The organism is Rhizobium sp. CBN3, from assembly GCF_030518245.1.
Taxonomy (GTDB): Bacteria; Pseudomonadota; Alphaproteobacteria; order Rhizobiales; family Rhizobiaceae; genus Rhizobium; species Rhizobium aethiopicum_A.
Window position 1 is genome coordinate 473,935 of sequence record NZ_JAULSE010000002.1, and the last position, 17,249, is coordinate 491,183.

Sequence of the window (17,249 nt, forward strand, 5' to 3'; positions counted from 1 at the left end):
CATCACCTCATGCATTTCCGGTCGCCGCGCGCACCAGCGCCTCCGGCGAAAGCTGATCGCGCTCGAAGAGCCCGGCCGACAGACCTTCCTTCATGACTAGCACACGGTCCGACATGCCGATGATCTCGGGCAGTTCGGAAGAGATCATGATGATGGAAAGGCCCTCTGCGGCAAGCTCGCTGATGAAGCCGTGCACGGCAGCCTTCGAACCGATGTCGATGCCTTTGGTCGGTTCATCGAGAATGATGACCTTGGGCATGGTGGCAAGCCACTTGCCGATGACGACCTTCTGCTGGTTGCCGCCCGACAGTGTGCCGACCGGTACGGAGAGGGCGGCGGCACGCAGATCCAGCCGCTCGGCATATTTGCGGGCGAGCGCGAATTCTTCCGCCGCCTGCAGGAAGCCTTTGCGCGAGGTGCGCGCCAGCGACGGCAGCGTCATGTTCTGGTAGATCGGCATCGGCAGCGCCAAGCCGTGGCGGCCGCGCTCTTCCGGCACGTAGACGATACCGGCCTTGATGGCATCATGCGGCGAGTTGATTGAAATTTCCCGGCCTTCCAGCGTCAGCCTGCCTGAGAGCGGCCTGGTGATGCCGAACAGCGATTGCGCCAGTTCCGAACGTCCGGCGCCGATCAAGCCGTAAATGCCGAGAATCTCGCCCTTGCGCAGCGTCAGCGAAATATCACGAAATTCGGTGCGGTGGCTGTATTTTTCGACGTCGAGCACCGGACCGCCGATCGCGACCTCGATCTTCGGAAAGACGTTTTCGACGTCACGGCCGACCATCATGCGGACGATCTCGTCCTGCGGTGTTTCCTTGAGCCGGCCCCGGCCGACGGCGCGGCCGTCGCGGAAGACGACAAAGTCGTCGGCGATCTCGTAAAGCTCGTCGAACTTGTGGCTGATGAAGAGGATCGCCTTGCCCTGTTCCTTCAGGCCCTTGATGATGCGGAAGAGATCGTCGATCTCCTTGCGGGAGAGGGCGGCCGTCGGTTCGTCCATGATGACGATGCGGGCCTCGATCGACAAAGCGCGGGCGATCGCCACCAGGTGGCGCTGCGCGATCGAAAGGTCCTTCAGCCGGATCGTCGGATCGATATTGCTTTCAAGCGCGGTCAGCAGCGTCTTCGAGCGGGTGTTCATCACCTGCCAGTCGATGGTGCGAAAGCGCGTGCGCGGCGCGTGGCCGAGAAAGATGTTTTCAGCAACCGTCAGCTCGTCGAACAGCACGGTTTCCTGGTGGATGGCGGTGACGCCGGCATCAATCGCCGCCTGGGCGCTGGCAAAGCTCGTCTGCCGTCCGTCGATCAGGATCTCGCCTTCATTCGGCCTGTAGATGCCGGTCAGGATCTTGACGAGCGTCGATTTGCCGGCTCCGTTTTCGCCGATCAGCGCGGTGACCGTGCCGGGGTGGAGCGCGATGCTGACATTGTCGAGCGCTTTCACGCCGGGAAAGATCTGGGAGATGCCGCGCATTTCCAGAATGGCCGGTGCATCGGGCATGGGGCTGACATCGTGCTTTTGCGTTGCGGCGTGCATTATTCGTTTCACCTTGAAAACCCCTCCCCAACCCCTCCCCACAAAGGGGAGGGGCTTGACCCATCGCGATGCCGAGGCTCGCGATGGGCGGGGATGTTGCCTCAGATTATCTCCCCCCTTGTGGGGGAGATGGCCGGCAGGCCAGAGAGGGTCTTAACAATCAGAAGACCTTGGAGAACTGGTCGATGTTCGAAGCATTGTAGACAAAGGGATCGGCCATGGCGGCTTCGCCGTTGTCGCCGACCTTGATCTTGCCCATGCGGCCGACAGGGATTTCGCTGCCCGGCTTGCCGTCGGTCTCCCCCTTGACGAGGCGATAGGCGATCTGGGTGGCGGAGTAGCCGAGATCGATCGGGTTCCAGATGGCGAATTCCTTCGTCGCACCCGACTTGATCGCGCCGGCCATTTCGGACGGCAGGCCGAGACCGGTGACGTAGACCTTGCCGACAAGACCCTTGTCTTCAACGACCTTGGAGGCGGCGAGAACGCCGACCGTCGTCGGAGCGACAATGACCTTGACGTTCGGGTTCGACTTCAGCAGGCCTTCGGCTTCACGATAGGACTTGTCCGAGAGGTCGTCGCCGTAAACCGTGGTGACGAGGTTGAGGCCGGGGAAATCCTTGAGCTGCTTCTTCATCTGGTCGATCCAGATGTTCTGGTTGGTCGAGGTGGTCGTTGCCGACAGGATGGCGAAGTCGCCCTTGCCGCCTTCCAGATGATCCTTGGCGAGCGTCAGGCACATCTTGCCGATCAGCTCGTTGGAGGACGGGTTGAGCTGCAGGATGCGGCCTTCCTTGGCAACGCCGGAATCCCATGAGATCACCTTGATGCCGCGCTGGGTTGCCTTCTTCAGCGCCGGAACGAGCGCGTCGGGATCGTTGGCAGAAACGGCGATGGCATCGACGCCCTGAGCGATCAGCGAGTTGATCACTTCGATCTGGCCTTCGGCCGTCGTCGACGTCGGACCGGTGTAGATCACTTCTACGCCGCCGAGTTCCTTGGCGGCTTCCTGGGCGCCCTTGTTGGCCGCGTCGAAGAAACCGTTGCCGAGCGACTTCACGACGAGGCCGATCTTGATGTCCTTGGCGCTGGCAGTGCCGGCCATCATGGCGATGGCGAGCGCTGCGCCGAGCGCCAGTGTCTTTGCGAGTTTCATGTCACTTTCCTCCCATTAAGATTAGACTTCCACACCTCGGCGGCGCCTCACGCGACCGACGAGGAATCCTCCTTCGCAAGCTGCGCCACCGGGCTGGCGACGACGAGCCGGATGCCGGCATTCTCGACCATGCGAGCTGCCTCTTCCGAAATCCCGTCATCGGTAATGATCGCAGAAACACGGTCGAGCGCGCAGAGAATGAGGCTCGACCGGCGATTGAACTTGCTTGAATCGACCATGACGACGAGTTCGTCGGCCTGGTGCATCAGCTTCTGCTCGCTCTGGATGATGAGGGCGTCTGCCTCCATGATGCCGAGCGGGCCGACGCCCTGCGCGCCGATGAACATGCGCCGCGCATAAAAATTGCGGATCGCGTCATTGTCGAAAGGCGACAGGATGAGGCTCTGTTCGCGATAGATCGCGCCGCCCGGCACCGTCACCGTATTCTTGGAATGCTTCACCAGATGTTCGGCGATGGCAAAAGAGTTGGTCATCACCTGCATGCGGTGGCCGGCCATGTAATGCACCATCTGGAAGGTCGTCGTGCCGCCATTGATGATAATGGCGTCGCCCGCCTCGCAGAGATCGACGGCCGCGCGCGCAATTGCACGCTTTTTATCGATGTTGACTGATTCTGAAACCCGGAAGGGCCGCCCGGCGAGATTGCCGAGCTGCGGCGGATGCACTGCTTCGGCGCCGCCGCGGACGCGGCGGATCTTGCCCTGCACATGGAGGGCCGCAATATCGCGCCGGATCGTCGCTTCAGAAGCTTCCGTCAACTCGGAAATGTCCTGGATCGTCACGACGGACTTTTCCTGAACGGCGCTTAAGATGATGCGATGGCGTTCGCGTTCGTGCATTGGGCTCCTCCTCTTGTCATATTTATTTCGTATCCGTTAAAGGCTGTCAATCACAAACGATCATAAATTTTCATATTGCGCTGCACAATAATCGAATTTGATCGTTTTCGATTGACAAGCGCAGTTTTGATGCGCGATACCGTGAGCGAAAGGGCGCTGGGATTGCGGCGCCTTGCAAGCCTATTATGGGAGGATGACATGGCGGCGAACGTCCGGCTTCTGGAAAACCGGTGGGATGATGGTTACGCGGCAGGCCTCGATGAGCCCGGCAAGCTGCTCTATCGCTCCAATCTGCTCGGCGCCGACAAGCGCATCACCAATTACGGCGGCGGCAACACCTCAGCGAAGGTGATGGAAACCGATCCGCTTGATGGCGGCAAGGTCAAGGTTCTCTGGGTCAAGGGCTCGGGCGGCGATGTCGGCACCATCAAGCTCGACGGTTTCGCCACGCTCTACCAGGACAAGCTGGAATCGCTGAAGGGCATCTACAAGGGTGTCGAGGACGAAGACCGCATGGTCGGTTTCTTGCCCCACTGCACCTTCAACCTGAATGGTCGCGCTGCTTCGATCGACACGCCGCTACACGGCTTCGTGCCGTTCACCCATGTCGACCACATGCATCCCGACGCGATCATCGCGATCGCCGCATCGAAGAACTCCCGGGAATTGACCAAGCAGATCTTCGGTGACGAGATCGGCTGGCTGCCCTGGCGCCGTCCTGGCTTCCAGCTCGGCCTCGATCTCGAAGCCTTCGTCAAGGCGAACCCGAACGCCAAGGGTGTCGTGCTCGAAAGCCACGGTCTCTTCACCTGGGCAAACGACGCCAAGGCCTGCTACGAGCTGACGCTCGATATCATCAACAAAGCGATCGTCTGGTTTGCTGAGAAGACCGAAGGCAAGACGATTTTCGGCGGTGCTCTGACCCAGAGCCTGCCCGTCAGCGAGCGCCGCGCCATCGCCGCCCGGCTGATGCCGGAGATTCGCGGCCGCATTGGCAAGCAGGAGCGCAAGCTCGGCCATTTCGACGATCAGGACGCGGTTCTGGAATTCGTCAATTCCAAGGATCTGCGCCCGCTTGGCGCGCTCGGCACCAGCTGCCCGGACCATTTCCTGCGTACCAAGATCCGCCCGCTGATCGTCGATTTCGACCCGGCCAAGCCGGATGTCGACGCAGTCGTCGCCGGCCTCGATCAGGCGCTGGAGGATTACCGCGCCGATTACGCCCGCTATTACAACGACTGCAAGCATAACAATTCGCCCGCCATGCGCGACGCCAATCCGGTCATCTTCCTCGTTCCCGGCGTCGGCATGCTGTCCTTTGCCCGCGACAAGGCAACGGCCCGCATCGCCAGCGAATTCTACGTCAACGCCATCAACGTCATGCGCGGCGCTTCGACGGTTTCGGAATATCAGGGCCTGCCGGAGCAGGAAGCCTTCGATATCGAATACTGGCTGCTCGAAGAGGCGAAGCTGCAGCGCATGCCGAAGCCGAAGAGCCTTGGCGGCCGCGTCGCCTTCGTTACCGGCGGCGCGGGCGGCATCGGCCGAGCGACGGCCGCCCGCCTCGTCGGCGAGGGCGCCTGCGTGGTGCTTGCCGATATCGATCAGGCAGCACTCGAAAGCACAGAGGCCGATTTCGTCCAGAAATACGGCGCAGACGCCGTACGCAGCGTCCGGCTCGACGTTACCAAGGAAGATGCGGTGATCGTCTCCTTCGCCGAAGCTTCGGTCGAATTCGGCGGCGTCGATATCCTCGTCTCGAATGCCGGCATTGCCTCCTCCGCGCCGATCGAAGCCACCGAGCTTTCGACCTGGAACCGCAATATCGATATTCTGGCGACCGGCTATTTCCTCGTTTCGCGGGAAGCCTTCCGTCTGTTCCGCCGTCAGGCGCTCGGCGGCAACATCGTCTTCGTCGCCTCGAAAAACGGTCTTGCCGCTTCGCCGAACGCGTCTGCCTATTGCACGGCGAAGGCTGCCGAAATTCATCTCGCCCGCTGCCTGGCGCTGGAAGGCGCCGATGCCGGCATCCGCGTCAACACGGTCAACCCGGATGCAGTGCTGCGCGGTTCGAAGATCTGGAGCGGCGAATGGCGCGAGCAGCGCGCCGCCTCCTCGAAGATCGAGGTCGATGATCTCGAGGAGCATTACCGCAAGCGCTCGATGCTGAAACTCAACGTGTTCCCGGAGGATATCGCCGAGGCGATCTATTTCCTCGCATCGGACCTTTCGGCAAAATCGACCGGCAACATCATCAACGTCGATGCCGGCAACGTGCAGAGCTTTACGCGGTGATTTTTTAGCTGGGGCGTATGCGTCTGCCCCTCACCCTAACCCTCTCCCCGTTTTGACGGGGAGAGGGGACTTGCCCAACGAAATGTTGGAATGGGACGGAGACGGCGCGGCATATTCCCTTCTCCCCGTTTGGACGGGGAGAAGGTGCCGGCAGGCGGATGAGGGGCGGCCCCACGGCAGTTCCAATGTAGAAATTGCAGAACCGGGAGGAAAGAATGGCCGAGTTCAGGATCGCACAGGATCTCATCGCGAGCGAAAACGACAAGCGGGCACCCGCACTGGAAGCCGATTATGAGGCGTTGGGCGCCACCCTTGACCGTCGCGGCGTCGATATCGAAGCCATCACCCGCAAGGTTGCGGAATTTTTCGTCGCGGTTCCCTCCTGGGGTGTCGGTACCGGCGGCACGCGCTTTGCCCGCTTCCCGGGCGCCGGCGAGCCGCGCGGCATTTTCGACAAGCTCGACGATTGCGCCGTCATCAACCAGCTGACGCAGGCAACGCCGAACGTCTCGCTGCATATTCCCTGGGACAAGGCGGATGCCAAGGAATTGAAGGCCAAGGGGGATGCGCTCGGCCTTGGCTTCGACGCGATGAATTCGAACACCTTTTCCGATGCGCCCGGCCAGGCTCATTCCTACAAATACGGCTCGCTCAGCCACACCGACGCGGCAACACGTGCGCAGGCGGTCGAGCACAATCTCGAATGCATCGAAATCGGCAAAGCGATCGGCTCCAAGGCGCTGACGGTCTGGATCGGCGACGGCTCGAACTTCCCCGGCCAGAGCAATTTCACCAAGGCCTTCGAGCGTTACCTCGCCTCGATGGCTGAGATTTACAAAGCGGTGCCCGACGATTGGAAGCTGTTCTCCGAGCACAAGATGTACGAGCCGGCCTTCTATTCGACGATCGTTCAGGATTGGGGCACCAATTACCTGATCGCCCGGACGCTCGGCCCCAAGGCCCAATGCCTCGTCGACCTCGGCCATCATGCGCCGAACACCAATATCGAGATGATCGTCGCCCGCCTGATCCAGTTCGGCAAGCTCGGCGGCTTCCACTTCAACGATTCGAAATATGGTGACGACGATCTCGATGCTGGCGTCATCGATCCCTACCGGCTGTTCCTGGTTTTCAACGAGCTGGTGGATGCCGAGCAGCGCGGCGTCAACGACTTCAATCCGGCCCATATGATCGACCAGTCGCACAATGTCACCGATCCGATCGAAAGCCTGATCAACAGCGCCAACGAAATCCGCCGCGCCTATGCGCAGGCGCTCCTCGTCGACCGCAAGGCGCTCGACGGCTATCAGCAGGACAATGACGCGCTGATGGCGTCGGAAACGCTGAAGCGCGCCTATCGCGCCGATGTCGAGCCGATCCTTGCCGAGGCGCGCCGCCGAGCCGGCGGCGCGATCGAACCGATTGCCGTCTACCGCACCAGTGGCTACCGCAAAAAGGTGGCGGCCGAGCGCCCGGCGTCTGTTGCCGGCGGCGGCGGCATCATCTGAGCTGCCGGGCTGAATAAAAGTGTGAGTCGCCGGCAGCGCGGAGTGAAACGCTGCCGGCAACCGCCGATCACGGTTTCCAGGCGCCGGCGATCTGACGGGTTGCGATGTTCAGCCGGTTCCAGACATTGATATTGGCGATGGCGATGACGAGAGCCGCAAGGCTCCGGCCGTCATAATGCCGGGTTGCCTCGTCCCAGATCTCGTCAGGCACCGGGTCGGCGCGGTCGCTGACGCGGGTCATCGCTTCGGTCAGCGCAAGGGCTGCCCGTTCGGCATCGCTATAATAGGGGGCGTCGCGCCACCCGGCGACGGCAAAGAGCCGCTCATCCGTCTCGCCATGTTTGCGGGCAATGCGCCAATGACCATCGATGCAGACGCTGCAGCCATTGATCTGGCTGGCGCGCAGATTGACGAGTTCGAGCAGCTTTGGCGAAAGGCCCGTTTCGGTCGGCACCTTGCTGAGTGCATTGAGCGCCTGCATGGCTTCTGGAAGCACGAGGGCGGGATTTCCCATTCTCTCCTGCATGATATGTCTCCTTGATGCGTTTAGGGTGCGACGATCCGCCGGCGCTGTCACACCGGCCCGGTTTCATTCGTCATTGATGTGACGGAACGCAGCGAAGGAATGTGACGGATGAACGAGAATAATTGGCTGGCCGATCAATTCGAGGCGAACCGGGCGCATCTGAAGACTGCCGCCTATCGCATGCTCGGCTCGCGCAGCGAGGCCGAAGACGCCGTTCAGGAGGCCTGGCTGCGGCTCACCCGCGCGGATAGGGCTGACGTCGGCAATCTCGGCGGCTGGCTGACGACGGTGGTGGCGCGCATCTGCCTCGATATGCTGCGTGCCCGCAAGACCCGGCGCGAGGAGCCGCTGGAGATGCCAGTCCATGCAACAATCGCCGATCCGGCCAAGGATCCGGAACGCGACGCCGCCTTCGCCGATTCGGTGGGCGTGGCGCTGCTCGTCGTTCTTCAGACGCTGGCGCCTGCCGAACGGGTTGCCTTCGTGCTGCACGACATGTTCGATCTTCCCTTCGACGAAATCGCGCCGATTATCGGCCGATCATCCGCCGCCGCCCGTCAGCTCGCGAGCCGTGCCCGCCGCCGGGTGCGGGGCGTGGACGAGACGCCGGATGTCGATCTCGGCCGCAAGCGAACGATTGCGGAGGCCTTTCTGACGGCTTCGCGCAACGGCGATCTGCAGGCACTGATTGCCGTGCTCGCCCCAGATGTCGTGTTTCGGCTGGATGCGACGGCGGCGCGTTTCGGCGCCTTCGGCGAAAGACGCGGCGCATCCGAAGTGGCAGAGTTGTTCAAGGGCCGGGCGCAGGCGGCAGAGATCGCCATCGTCGAGGGCGAGCTTGGCTTCGTCGTGCGCATCGCGGGTCAGATCCGCGTCGTGGTGGCGTTCACTATCGCCGACGACAAGATTGCGGCAATCGAAGCCATCGCCGATCCAGACCACCTCGAACGGCTTGACTACTCAATCGTGCGGGATTGAAATCGCTGGAAAAATTTGCCGCCCCTTGACGGCGAGCGCGGTTGAGAACGAGCGCGCTGCCGCCGTCGCAGTGCGGCTAGCTGCGCTCATTTCTCTTGACAGCAGTCCCCTCCGCTTTATTCTATTATAAGGATTTATATAGCATAACTATGGAATTTGGAAATATGATCATGTCGGGCGACCAGGCGAAAAAGCCGCTTCTCCTCACCAATGTCAGGCCGATGGCTTTTGGTGCGGGTGCATCCGAGGGGGTGATCGACATTCTCGTCAATGCCGACGGCCGCATCGGCGGGATCGGTCCATCGCTTCCGGCCTCTGAGGATGTGACACGCATCGACGGCAAGGGTGCCTTCATTTCGCCGGGCTGGATCGATCTGCACGTACACATCTGGCATGGCGGCACCGATATCTCCATCCGCCCCTCCGAATGCGGTCTCGAGCGCGGCGTCACCACCCTGGTCGACGCCGGTTCGGCCGGCGAGGCGAATTTCCATGGCTTCCGCGAGTATATCATCGAGCCCTCACGCGAGCGCATCAAGGCCTTCCTGAATCTGGGCTCGATCGGCCTCGTCGCCTGCAACCGTGTGGCCGAACTCAGGGATATCAGGGATATCGATCTCGACCGGATCCTCGAAGTCTTTGCTGAAAACAGCGAGCACATTGTCGGCATCAAGGTGCGCGCCAGCCATGTCATCACCGGCTCCTGGGGTGTCACTCCCGTCAAGCTCGGCAAGAAGATCGCCAAGATCCTGAAAGTGCCGATGATGGTCCATGTCGGCGAACCGCCGGCGCTTTACGACGAAGTGCTCGAAATTCTCGGCCCCGGTGACGTCGTCACCCATTGCTTCAACGGCAAAGCCGGTTCGAGCATCATGGAGGACGAGGATCTCTTCAATCTCGCCGAGCGCTGCGCCTCCGAAGGCATCCGCCTCGACATCGGCCATGGCGGCGCCTCCTTCTCCTTCAAGGTCGCCGAAGCGGCGATCGCGCGCGGGCTTCTGCCGTTCTCGATCTCGACCGACCTGCACGGCCATTCGATGAACTTCCCGGTCTGGGATCTGGCGACGACGATGTCGAAGTTGCTGAGCGTCGGCATGCCCTTCAACAAGATCGTGGAAGCCGTCACCCATGCGCCGGCCTCGGTCATCAAGCTGCCGATGGAGAACCGGCTTTCCGTCGGCGCGCCAGCCGAATTCACGATTTTCGACCTCGTCGAGTCCGAGCTCGAAGCGACGGATTCCAATGGCGATGTGTCGGTCCTCGACAAGCTGTTCGAGCCGCGCTTCGCGGTGATGGGCGCCGAAGCCTTCACAGCCAGCCGTTACGTGCCGCGGGCGCGCAGGCTCGTGCGTCACAGCCACGGCTATTCCTACAGGTAGGATCCGGCTGACGCGGCAGGCGTCAGCGGTTGCGCCAACCCATCAGTTTTTCGATCCGCTCCGCCGAATTGCGCACATGCGCAGTATAATGGTTCTCGTCGGAAAAGGCCTTCTGCTCCGGCAATACGATTGAAATGGTGGCGACGCACTGGCCGTCGCGATCGCAGATCGGCGAGGCGATGCAGGCGACCGCATAATCGGATTCGCCGGCCTGGATCGACAGGCGCGACTCGAAGGCTTTGCCGGCCGCTTCCGATAGGGTGCGCGGATCGATCTCGGCGCGGCCGGTCGGTGACGAGCGGGCGCAGCGTTTGAAAAGCTCGATGCGTTCCTCTTCGGGCAGATGGCCGACGAGCAGCCGGCCCGACGCCGTCCAGTTGAGCGGCACCCGGGTGCCGACGCGAGACGCCACCTGGAAGTGGCTCGGGCCGTCGGCCATGGCAAGCACCAGCATATAATCGCCGTCACGGCCGCAGACCTGCACGGTTTCGCCGGCCTGGCGACAGAGATCGTGCATTTCATGAGTGGCAATGCTCATGAAATCCAGGGATCGCGCATAGGCGAGACCATAGTGATAAAGCCGGGCGCCGAGCCAGATCGAACCGTCCGCCTGGCGCGTCAGCATATTCTTTTCGACGAGGTCGTCGACGATGACGTAGACCGTCGATAACGGCGCCTTCACCGCCTTGGCGATGGCATAGACGCCGGCCGGCGATCCTGTCTCATAGAGATGATCGATCACCTGAAGAGCGCGGTCGATGCCGCTGACGCGGGCGCGGCGCGCGCCCTTGCCGCCGGCTTCGCCGGCAAGGCTCTCATCTTCGGAGTAAACTGCGGGCGATGTCTTTCCGTCCAATTCCATGCACCTCATGAACACTGCAACCATATTACATTACTATGGCACAGCGGTCGCCGTGGCAAATCGCAACATTTTGTAGGTTGATCGTCGGTGCGGTTGTGGCGGCGGTGGAACCAGGAGACTGCGTGATTTCCGCATCCGCCGATACCGCCGACCTCATAACAAGCGGTGACGCGCTCCGATGAGGCTGCAGGCTTTTGCCAGCCCCTTGTCCAGCGTGACGAGCGTGGCGTCGCTATCGATTGCGACGGCGAGATGCAGTGCATCACCGGCACGAAGACCGATATTGAACTGTTCGATCATTCGCGCCGCTTCGATGAAGTGCACCCGCGATATCGGCAGGCACTCGAAGGTCGTCGAACATAGTTCTTTGAACAGGGCCAAAGCTTTGCTGCGATCGGCCGGATCGATCTGTCCGTTTTTCGCCTTGAGCGCGATGGCGCTCGAAAATTCGGTTATCGTCCAGCTGCTGACGGCGATCTCCTCGGATCGAAGTTCCGCCAGCCATTGCTGCACGTCGTCCGTGCGGGTTTCGACCGTCCAGGCGGCGACGAGGGCTGATGTGTCGATGTAAAGCATCAATAACGATCGGTATCGCGCAGATCGCGAATGAAGGTCGCGGAATCGACCGGCTCGGCCGGTGGCTTCATCGAGGCCGTCAACGCTTTCAGCCGTTCGACATCGATCGGTTGTTTCGGCGTCTTCACCGGCACGAGCTGCGCCACCGGCTTGCCATGCCGCAATATCTCGACGGTTTCGCCGGCCGCCACCCTATTGAGCAACTCGCTCAGGTGGGCTTTCGCTTCCGCCAGGTTGACGCGTGCCATCACATTGTCCTCGTGACCAATTTTCTAGTCATTTTATTCGGAAATCGATCTGGCCGCAACGCTGTTGGAACAACCGGCCGCAGCCTGAGTTTGTCCCTCAACTCAGGAGGCTATAATGACGCATTATCCAACACCCCCTTTCCCATCCCAGAAACAGCCGATGCCGGGTTTCACGGCCCAGATGGACCCGGTTCCCGATCATGGCGAAAAAACCTATCGCGGATCCGAACGGCTGAAGGGCAAGCGGGCGATCATAACCGGCGGCGATAGCGGCATCGGCCGGGCAGTGGCAATCGCCTATGCCCGCGAAGGCGCCGATCTGTTGATCTCCTATCTGGACGAGGATGAGGATGCCGACGAGACGAAGCGGCTCGTCGAGCAGGCCGGGCGCAGGGCCGTGCTCGTCAGCGGCGATATTCAGGATCCCGCCCATTGCCGGCAGATCGTCGAGACGGCGGTCAAGGAGCTCGGCGGCATCGACATTCTCGTCAATAACGCCGCGCATCAGGCAAGCTTCAAAAGCATCGACGAGATCAGCGACGAGGAGTGGGAACTGACCTTCAAGGTCAATATTCATGCGATGTTCTATCTGACCAAGGCGGCCGTCGCCCATATGAAGCCCGGCAGCGCCATCATCAATACGGCTTCGATTAATTCGGACAATCCGAACCCGACGCTGCTGGCCTATGCCACGACCAAGGGCGCAATCCAGAATTTCACCGCCGGCCTAGCCCAGCTTCTGGCCGAGAAGGGCATTCGCGCCAATGCCGTGGCGCCCGGGCCGATCTGGACGCCGCTCATCCCGTCGACGCTGCCCGAAGACAGCGTCAGCAATTTCGGCAAGCAGGTGCCAATGAAACGGCCGGGCCAGCCGGCCGAACTGGCCACGGCCTATGTCATGCTGGCCGATCCCTTGTCGAGCTATGTCTCCGGCACGACAATCGCGGTTACAGGCGGCAAGCCGATCCTTTGATGCATGTCGCCCGGAATTGGCGGTTTCGGGATGAAGGCATGCATGAAAACAAGGAGCTGAAGCGCGTAATCACGATCTGGTAGGATGCGCGTTTCAGTCACGGCTTGCCGTAGCCGCCGCCGGTCGGCGTCGTGACGATCACGGCGTCGCCGGCGGCGAGCATTGCCTGGTCGCAGCCTTCCAGCCTTTCGATCTTGCCGTCTGCGCGACGGATCTCGGTTTTCCCCAATTGCCCGTCTTCCCCGCCGAACAGGCCGAAAGGCCGGATCGTTCGATGCGAGGAGAGAATGCTGCAATCCATCGTTTCCAGAAAGCGGATGGTGCGCTCGGTGCCGCCGCCGGAACTGTATTGTCCCTTGCCGCCGGAGCCGCGGCGGATGTGAAAATCTTCCAGCACGACGGGAAAGCGGAATTCCAGCACCTCGGGATCGGTCAGTCGCGAATTGGTCATATGGGTGTGCACGCCGTCGGCGCCGCTGAAGCCGGTGCCGTCGTTGAGCAGGCCGGCGGGGCCGCCGGAGCAGATCGTCTCGTAATATTGGTAGATGGCGTTGCCGAAGGTCAGGTTGTTCATCGAGCCCTGGGCGGCCGCGAGCGTCCCCAGCGCCCCGAACAACGCATTCGTCACATGCTGGCTGGTCTCGACATTGCCGGCGACGACGGCGGCCGGATAGGCCGGACGCAGCATCGAACCATCGGGCACGATGATCCGGATCGGCCGCAGGCAGCCGGCATTCATTGGAATCGGCTGCTCGACCATGACGCGGAAGACATAGAGCACGGCGGCGCGCGTCACCGGTTCCGGCGCATTGAAATTGGTCGGTTGCTGCGCACTCGTGCCGGTGAAATCGACAGTCGCCTCGCGCGCCTTCCTGTCGACGGTGATCTTCACCTTGATGACGGCGCCCTGATCGGTGGGGTAGGTGAATTCGCTGTCGCTCAAGCGGGCGATCACCCGGCGAACGCTCTCCTCGGCATTGTCCTGGACGTGGCCCATATAAGCTTCGACGACGTCGAGCCCAAAGTGAGAGACCATCTTGCGCAATTCCTGAACGCCCTTTTCGTTGGCGGCGATCTGCGCCTTCACGTCGGCGAGGTTCTGGGCCGGGTTGCGGGCGGGATAGGGATGGTCCCGCAGCATTGCGGCAAATTCGCTCTCACGGAAACGGCCTTTGTCGACCAGCAGGAAATTGTCGATCAGCACGCCTTCTTCATCGACCTTGGTCGCCCGTGGCGTCATCGAACCGGGTGCCTTGCCGCCGATATCGGCATGATGGCCGCGTGAGGCGACGTAAAACAGGATGGTCTCGCCGGCGTCGTCGAACACCGGCGTGACGACGGTGATGTCGGGCAGATGCGTGCCGCCGTTGTAAGGTGCATTGAGCGCGAAGACATCGCCCGGTCGAATGCGGCCTTCGTTGAGGCGGATGATGGTTTCGACCGAGCGATCCATCGATCCCAGATGCACCGGCATGTGCGGCGCATTGGCGACGAGGGCGCCGGTGCGGTCGAAGACGGCGCAGGAGAAATCGAGCCGCTCCTTGATATTGACCGAGTGGGCGGTGTTCTGCAGCGTCACGCCCATCTGCTCGGCGATCGCCATGAACAGATTGTTGAAGACTTCGAGCATGACGGGGTCGGCGCTGGTGCCGATTGCGGCATTGCGGGAAAGCGCGACCTCGCGGGTGAGAACGATATGGTCGTGGCCGGTAAGGCGTGCCTGCCAGCCGGCCTCGACGACGATCGTCTGATGCGCTTCGATGATGAGGGCGGGCCCCTTGACGACCGCACCCGGCTTCAGCGCATCACGTCTGAAAATACCGGCCTCGTGCCAGGTTCCGCCGGAATAGAAGCGGGTCGTGCGCAGCGCTTGCGGTGCGAAACTCTCCGCCTGCACGTCGATCTCCTCGACATCGGCGCCGCCGCCGATGCCTTCGACTTCGATGGAGTCGACGACGACAGGCCGGTCTTCGAAGATGAAACCGAACTGCTTCTTGTGGGCGGCGGCAAAGGCTTGTGTCATCTCCTCCTGTGGCCCGAAGGCAACGGGCAGGGCCGTATCGGTGCCCTTATATTGCAGGTGCAGCCGGGTGATGACTTCCATGTCGCCGGCTTCGACTCCCTGCAGCATCAGTTCCCCGCGCACCTCTTTCTCCAGTTCGGCCCGGATACCGCCGATTGTCGGCAGGGCGGCTCCGATCTCCGTCAGCACCGCGCGCTGGCGTGTGGCACGGATATCGGCGAGCCCCATGCCATAGGCCGAAAGGATGCCGGAGAAGGGGTGGATAAGCACCGTCTTCATGCCGAGGCTGTCGGCGACCAGGCAGGCATGCTGGCCGCCGGCGCCGCCGAAGCAGGTAAGCGCGTAGCTCGAAACGTCATAACCGCGCTGGACAGAGATCTTCTTGATGGCGTTGGCCATGTTCTCGACAGCGATGGCGAGGAAGCCGTCGGCGACCTCTTCCGCCGTCCGGCCGCCGCCGATATCCTGCGCCATTTCGGCAAAGGCGGCGCGCACCGCCTCGGCATCGAGCGGCTGGTCCTGCTCCGGCCCGAAGATTTCAGGGAAGAATTCCGGCAGCAGCTTGCCGGCCGTGATGTTAGCGTCGGTGACGGCCAACGGCCCGCCGCGGCGATAGGATTTCGGGCCGGGCGTAGCACCCGCCGATTCCGGGCCGACGCGGAAGCGTGAACCGTCATAGCTCAGGATCGAGCCGCCGCCGGCTGCGACGGTGTGGATCTTCATCATCGGCGCGCGCATGCGCACACCGGCGACCTCCGTCTCGAAAGCGCGTTCCAGTTCCCCGTCATAATGCGAAACATCAGTCGAGGTGCCGCCCATGTCGAAGCCGATCATCCTGTTGAAACCGGCGATGCGCGAGACCTCGACCGCGCCGACCACCCCGCCTGCGGGGCCGGAGAGGATCGCATCCTTTCCCTGGAAGAGATGCGCGTCGGTCAGTCCGCCCGAGGACTGCATGAACATCAGCTTCGGGCCCTTTCCTTCGACGGCGCCGAGCTCGACGGCGACCTGATCGACATAGCGCCGGAGAACCGGGGACAGATAGGCATCGACGACGGCCGTGTCGCCGCGGCCGACGAGCTTGATCAGCGGTGAGACGACATGCGACGGCGAGATCTGCGTGAAGCCAATGGCGCGCGCGATGGCGGCCGCCTGCTGTTCGTGCTCGGGATAGCGGTAGGCATGCATGAAAACGATGGCGACGGCACGCAGTCCGCTGCCATAGGCGGCTTCCAGCGCGTGCCGCAGATCATTTTCGCCGAGGGGACGTTCCACCGTGCCGTCCGCGAGTACGCGCTCGTCGACCTCGATCACATCAGCGTAAAGCAGTTCCGGTTTGACGATTTTCTTGGCGAAGATATCGGCGCGCGCCTGATATCCGATCTCCAGCGCATCGCGGAAGCCCTTTGTGGTCACCAGCAGTGTCGGGTCGCCCTTGCGTTCCAGAAGCGCGTTGGTGGCGACCGTCGTTCCCATCTTTACGGCGCCGATGAGCTCGGAAGGGATCGGCTGACCGGGCTTGAGCCGGAGCAATTCGCGGATGCCATGCACCGCCGGGTCGCGATAGGCTTCCGGATTTTCTGAAAGCAGCTTGTGGGCGACGAGCGAGCCGTCGGGGCGGCGGGCGACGATATCGGTGAAAGTGCCGCCGCGATCGATCCAAAAATCCCATTGTCCGCTCATCATCCGACCTCCTGTTGAACTGAAAATTTATTGACGATTTATCGATAAAATGTCAACGTTGAGCTGTTAATCGTGGAGGGATGGAATGGCAGATGAGCGCGGGCAGCCGGAAATCGGGCCGATCGTCTCCTCGGCGCATCTCGCCGATGGCGCGCTTCCTGTTCTTTCGGAACTGGAATTTGGGCTCATCCTCGCCGGCAATGCCTTCGACCGCTGGATGGTGCGCTGCATGACGGCTGCGGGCGAGCCCGGTTGCGCGGCGATCGACGTGCTGGTGCTGCATTCGGTGGCGCACCGGCAGCGGCCGAAGCGGCTCGGCGATCTCTGCAGCGTGCTCGGCGTTGAAGACACGCATCTGGTGATTTATGCGCTCAAGAAGCTCGAAAAGCGCGGTCTCGTGAAAAGCGCGCGGGCGGGTAAGGAAAAGTTGATCACCGCCACCGTCAAGGGTTTTGAAGCCTGCCTGAAATACCGGGCGGTGCGGGAGGCGCTGCTGGTGGAATCGATGAAGGGGCTCGGGCTCGACGCTGGCGCGATATCGGCAGTGGCAGCGACACTGAGGGCGCTTTCGGGGCATTACGATCAAGCAGCAAGGGCCGCCGCCTCTTTATGACGACAGCCCTTGTCGGGGGCAGGGAGAGA

Annotated in this window: 14 protein-coding genes; 6 read left to right on the forward strand and 8 right to left on the reverse strand. The window is 61.9% G+C overall.

Annotation, left to right across the window (positions count from 1 at the left end; genetic code table 11):
• Positions 1 to 7: 7 nt before the first annotated feature.
• The 3 genes from QWJ46_RS04960 to QWJ46_RS04970 form a co-directional block, all read right to left on the reverse strand.
• Positions 8 to 1,504: a sugar ABC transporter ATP-binding protein gene (locus tag QWJ46_RS04960; RefSeq protein WP_302749406.1), complete on the reverse strand. Its 1,497-nt coding sequence runs from the start codon at positions 1,502 to 1,504 to the stop codon at positions 8 to 10.
• A 196-nt stretch (positions 1,505 to 1,700) separates the two neighbouring features.
• On the reverse strand, positions 1,701 to 2,696 hold the full coding sequence (rhaS, locus tag QWJ46_RS04965) for a rhamnose ABC transporter substrate-binding protein (RefSeq protein ID WP_302749408.1): 996 nt from the start codon (positions 2,694 to 2,696) through the stop codon (positions 1,701 to 1,703).
• 47 nt (positions 2,697 to 2,743) lie between these two features.
• Positions 2,744 to 3,556 (reverse strand): DeoR/GlpR family DNA-binding transcription regulator, encoded by an 813-nt coding sequence (locus tag QWJ46_RS04970; RefSeq protein WP_085861619.1) that lies wholly within the window; start codon positions 3,554 to 3,556, stop codon positions 2,744 to 2,746.
• Positions 3,557 to 3,754: 198 nt separating this feature from the next.
• Here QWJ46_RS04970 and QWJ46_RS04975 point away from each other — a divergent pair, with 198 nt between their 5' ends.
• Positions 3,755 to 5,851 carry a bifunctional rhamnulose-1-phosphate aldolase/short-chain dehydrogenase gene (locus QWJ46_RS04975; RefSeq protein ID WP_302749410.1) on the forward strand — a complete coding sequence of 699 codons (2,097 nt, stop codon included), beginning with the start codon at positions 3,755 to 3,757 and terminating at the stop codon, positions 5,849 to 5,851.
• Positions 5,852 to 6,066: 215 nt separating this feature from the next.
• A complete protein-coding gene (gene rhaI / locus QWJ46_RS04980; RefSeq protein WP_302749412.1) occupies positions 6,067 to 7,359 on the forward strand; it encodes an L-rhamnose catabolism isomerase in 1,293 nt (430 codons plus the stop codon).
• A gap of 67 nt (positions 7,360 to 7,426) precedes the next feature.
• Here the strand turns inward: rhaI and QWJ46_RS04985 are convergent, their stop codons facing one another.
• Entirely contained in the window at positions 7,427 to 7,885 is a 459-nt protein-coding gene (locus QWJ46_RS04985) for a carboxymuconolactone decarboxylase family protein (protein WP_302749413.1), read from the reverse strand.
• 108 nt (positions 7,886 to 7,993) lie between these two features.
• On the opposite strand from QWJ46_RS04985, the gene QWJ46_RS04990 reads away from it, so the two are divergent.
• Together QWJ46_RS04990 and QWJ46_RS04995 are read left to right on the forward strand one after the other, a co-directional pair.
• Positions 7,994 to 8,863 carry a sigma-70 family RNA polymerase sigma factor gene (locus tag QWJ46_RS04990; protein WP_302749415.1) on the forward strand — a complete coding sequence of 290 codons (870 nt, stop codon included), beginning with the start codon at positions 7,994 to 7,996 and terminating at the stop codon, positions 8,861 to 8,863.
• A gap of 170 nt (positions 8,864 to 9,033) precedes the next feature.
• Positions 9,034 to 10,242 (forward strand): amidohydrolase/deacetylase family metallohydrolase, encoded by a 1,209-nt coding sequence (locus QWJ46_RS04995; RefSeq protein ID WP_302749416.1) that lies wholly within the window; start codon positions 9,034 to 9,036, stop codon positions 10,240 to 10,242.
• Positions 10,243 to 10,264: 22 nt separating this feature from the next.
• Here the strand turns inward: QWJ46_RS04995 and QWJ46_RS05000 are convergent, their stop codons facing one another.
• From QWJ46_RS05000 to QWJ46_RS05010, 3 genes are all read right to left on the reverse strand, one after another.
• On the reverse strand, positions 10,265 to 11,104 hold the full coding sequence (locus QWJ46_RS05000; protein ID WP_064808530.1) for an IclR family transcriptional regulator: 840 nt from the start codon (positions 11,102 to 11,104) through the stop codon (positions 10,265 to 10,267).
• A gap of 153 nt (positions 11,105 to 11,257) precedes the next feature.
• Positions 11,258 to 11,680: a type II toxin-antitoxin system VapC family toxin gene (locus QWJ46_RS05005; RefSeq protein WP_302749419.1), complete on the reverse strand. Its 423-nt coding sequence runs from the start codon at positions 11,678 to 11,680 to the stop codon at positions 11,258 to 11,260.
• Complete coding sequence (locus tag QWJ46_RS05010; RefSeq protein WP_184459038.1) at positions 11,680 to 11,928, reverse strand: type II toxin-antitoxin system Phd/YefM family antitoxin; 249 nt, start codon at positions 11,926 to 11,928, stop codon at positions 11,680 to 11,682. Before QWJ46_RS05010 ends, QWJ46_RS05005 begins: the two co-directional genes overlap by 1 nt.
• 115 nt (positions 11,929 to 12,043) lie before the next feature.
• Between QWJ46_RS05010 and QWJ46_RS05015 the strand changes: the two genes are divergently transcribed.
• A complete protein-coding gene (locus tag QWJ46_RS05015) occupies positions 12,044 to 12,901 on the forward strand; it encodes an SDR family oxidoreductase (RefSeq protein ID WP_184459039.1) in 858 nt (285 codons plus the stop codon).
• Positions 12,902 to 12,998: 97 nt separating this feature from the next.
• On the opposite strand, the gene QWJ46_RS05020 is transcribed toward QWJ46_RS05015, so the two are convergent.
• Complete coding sequence (locus QWJ46_RS05020) at positions 12,999 to 16,607, reverse strand: hydantoinase B/oxoprolinase family protein (RefSeq protein WP_302749527.1); 3,609 nt, start codon at positions 16,605 to 16,607, stop codon at positions 12,999 to 13,001.
• Positions 16,608 to 16,692: 85 nt separating this feature from the next.
• On the opposite strand from QWJ46_RS05020, the gene QWJ46_RS05025 reads away from it, so the two are divergent.
• Positions 16,693 to 17,220, forward strand: a complete 528-nt coding sequence (locus tag QWJ46_RS05025) for a winged helix DNA-binding protein (protein WP_302749423.1) — start codon at positions 16,693 to 16,695, stop codon at positions 17,218 to 17,220.
• Positions 17,221 to 17,249 lie beyond the last annotated feature (29 nt).

Bases quoted from the DNA above. Each gene is read 5' to 3' on its own strand.
- QWJ46_RS05020 (WP_302749527.1), bottom strand. From the start codon at position 16,607: ATGAGCGGACAATGGGATTTTTGGATCGATCGCGGCGGCACTTTCACC.
- QWJ46_RS04975 (WP_302749410.1), top strand. From the start codon at position 3,755: ATGGCGGCGAACGTCCGGCTTCTGGAAAACCGGTGGGATGATGGTTAC.
- QWJ46_RS04960 (WP_302749406.1), bottom strand. From the start codon at position 1,504: ATGCCCGATGCACCGGCCATTCTGGAAATGCGCGGCATCTCCCAGATC.
- QWJ46_RS05005 (WP_302749419.1), bottom strand. From the start codon at position 11,680: ATGCTTTACATCGACACATCAGCCCTCGTCGCCGCCTGGACGGTCGAA.
- QWJ46_RS04970 (WP_085861619.1), bottom strand. From the start codon at position 3,556: ATGCACGAACGCGAACGCCATCGCATCATCTTAAGCGCCGTTCAGGAA.
- QWJ46_RS05000 (WP_064808530.1), bottom strand. From the start codon at position 11,104: ATGGAATTGGACGGAAAGACATCGCCCGCAGTTTACTCCGAAGATGAG.
- rhaS (WP_302749408.1), bottom strand. From the start codon at position 2,696: ATGAAACTCGCAAAGACACTGGCGCTCGGCGCAGCGCTCGCCATCGCC.
- QWJ46_RS04985 (WP_302749413.1), bottom strand. From the start codon at position 7,885: ATGCAGGAGAGAATGGGAAATCCCGCCCTCGTGCTTCCAGAAGCCATG.
- QWJ46_RS05010 (WP_184459038.1), bottom strand. From the start codon at position 11,928: ATGGCACGCGTCAACCTGGCGGAAGCGAAAGCCCACCTGAGCGAGTTG.
- QWJ46_RS04995 (WP_302749416.1), top strand. From the start codon at position 9,034: ATGTCGGGCGACCAGGCGAAAAAGCCGCTTCTCCTCACCAATGTCAGG.
- QWJ46_RS05025 (WP_302749423.1), top strand. From the start codon at position 16,693: ATGGCAGATGAGCGCGGGCAGCCGGAAATCGGGCCGATCGTCTCCTCG.
- rhaI (WP_302749412.1), top strand. From the start codon at position 6,067: ATGGCCGAGTTCAGGATCGCACAGGATCTCATCGCGAGCGAAAACGAC.
- QWJ46_RS04990 (WP_302749415.1), top strand. From the start codon at position 7,994: ATGAACGAGAATAATTGGCTGGCCGATCAATTCGAGGCGAACCGGGCG.
- QWJ46_RS05015 (WP_184459039.1), top strand. From the start codon at position 12,044: ATGACGCATTATCCAACACCCCCTTTCCCATCCCAGAAACAGCCGATG.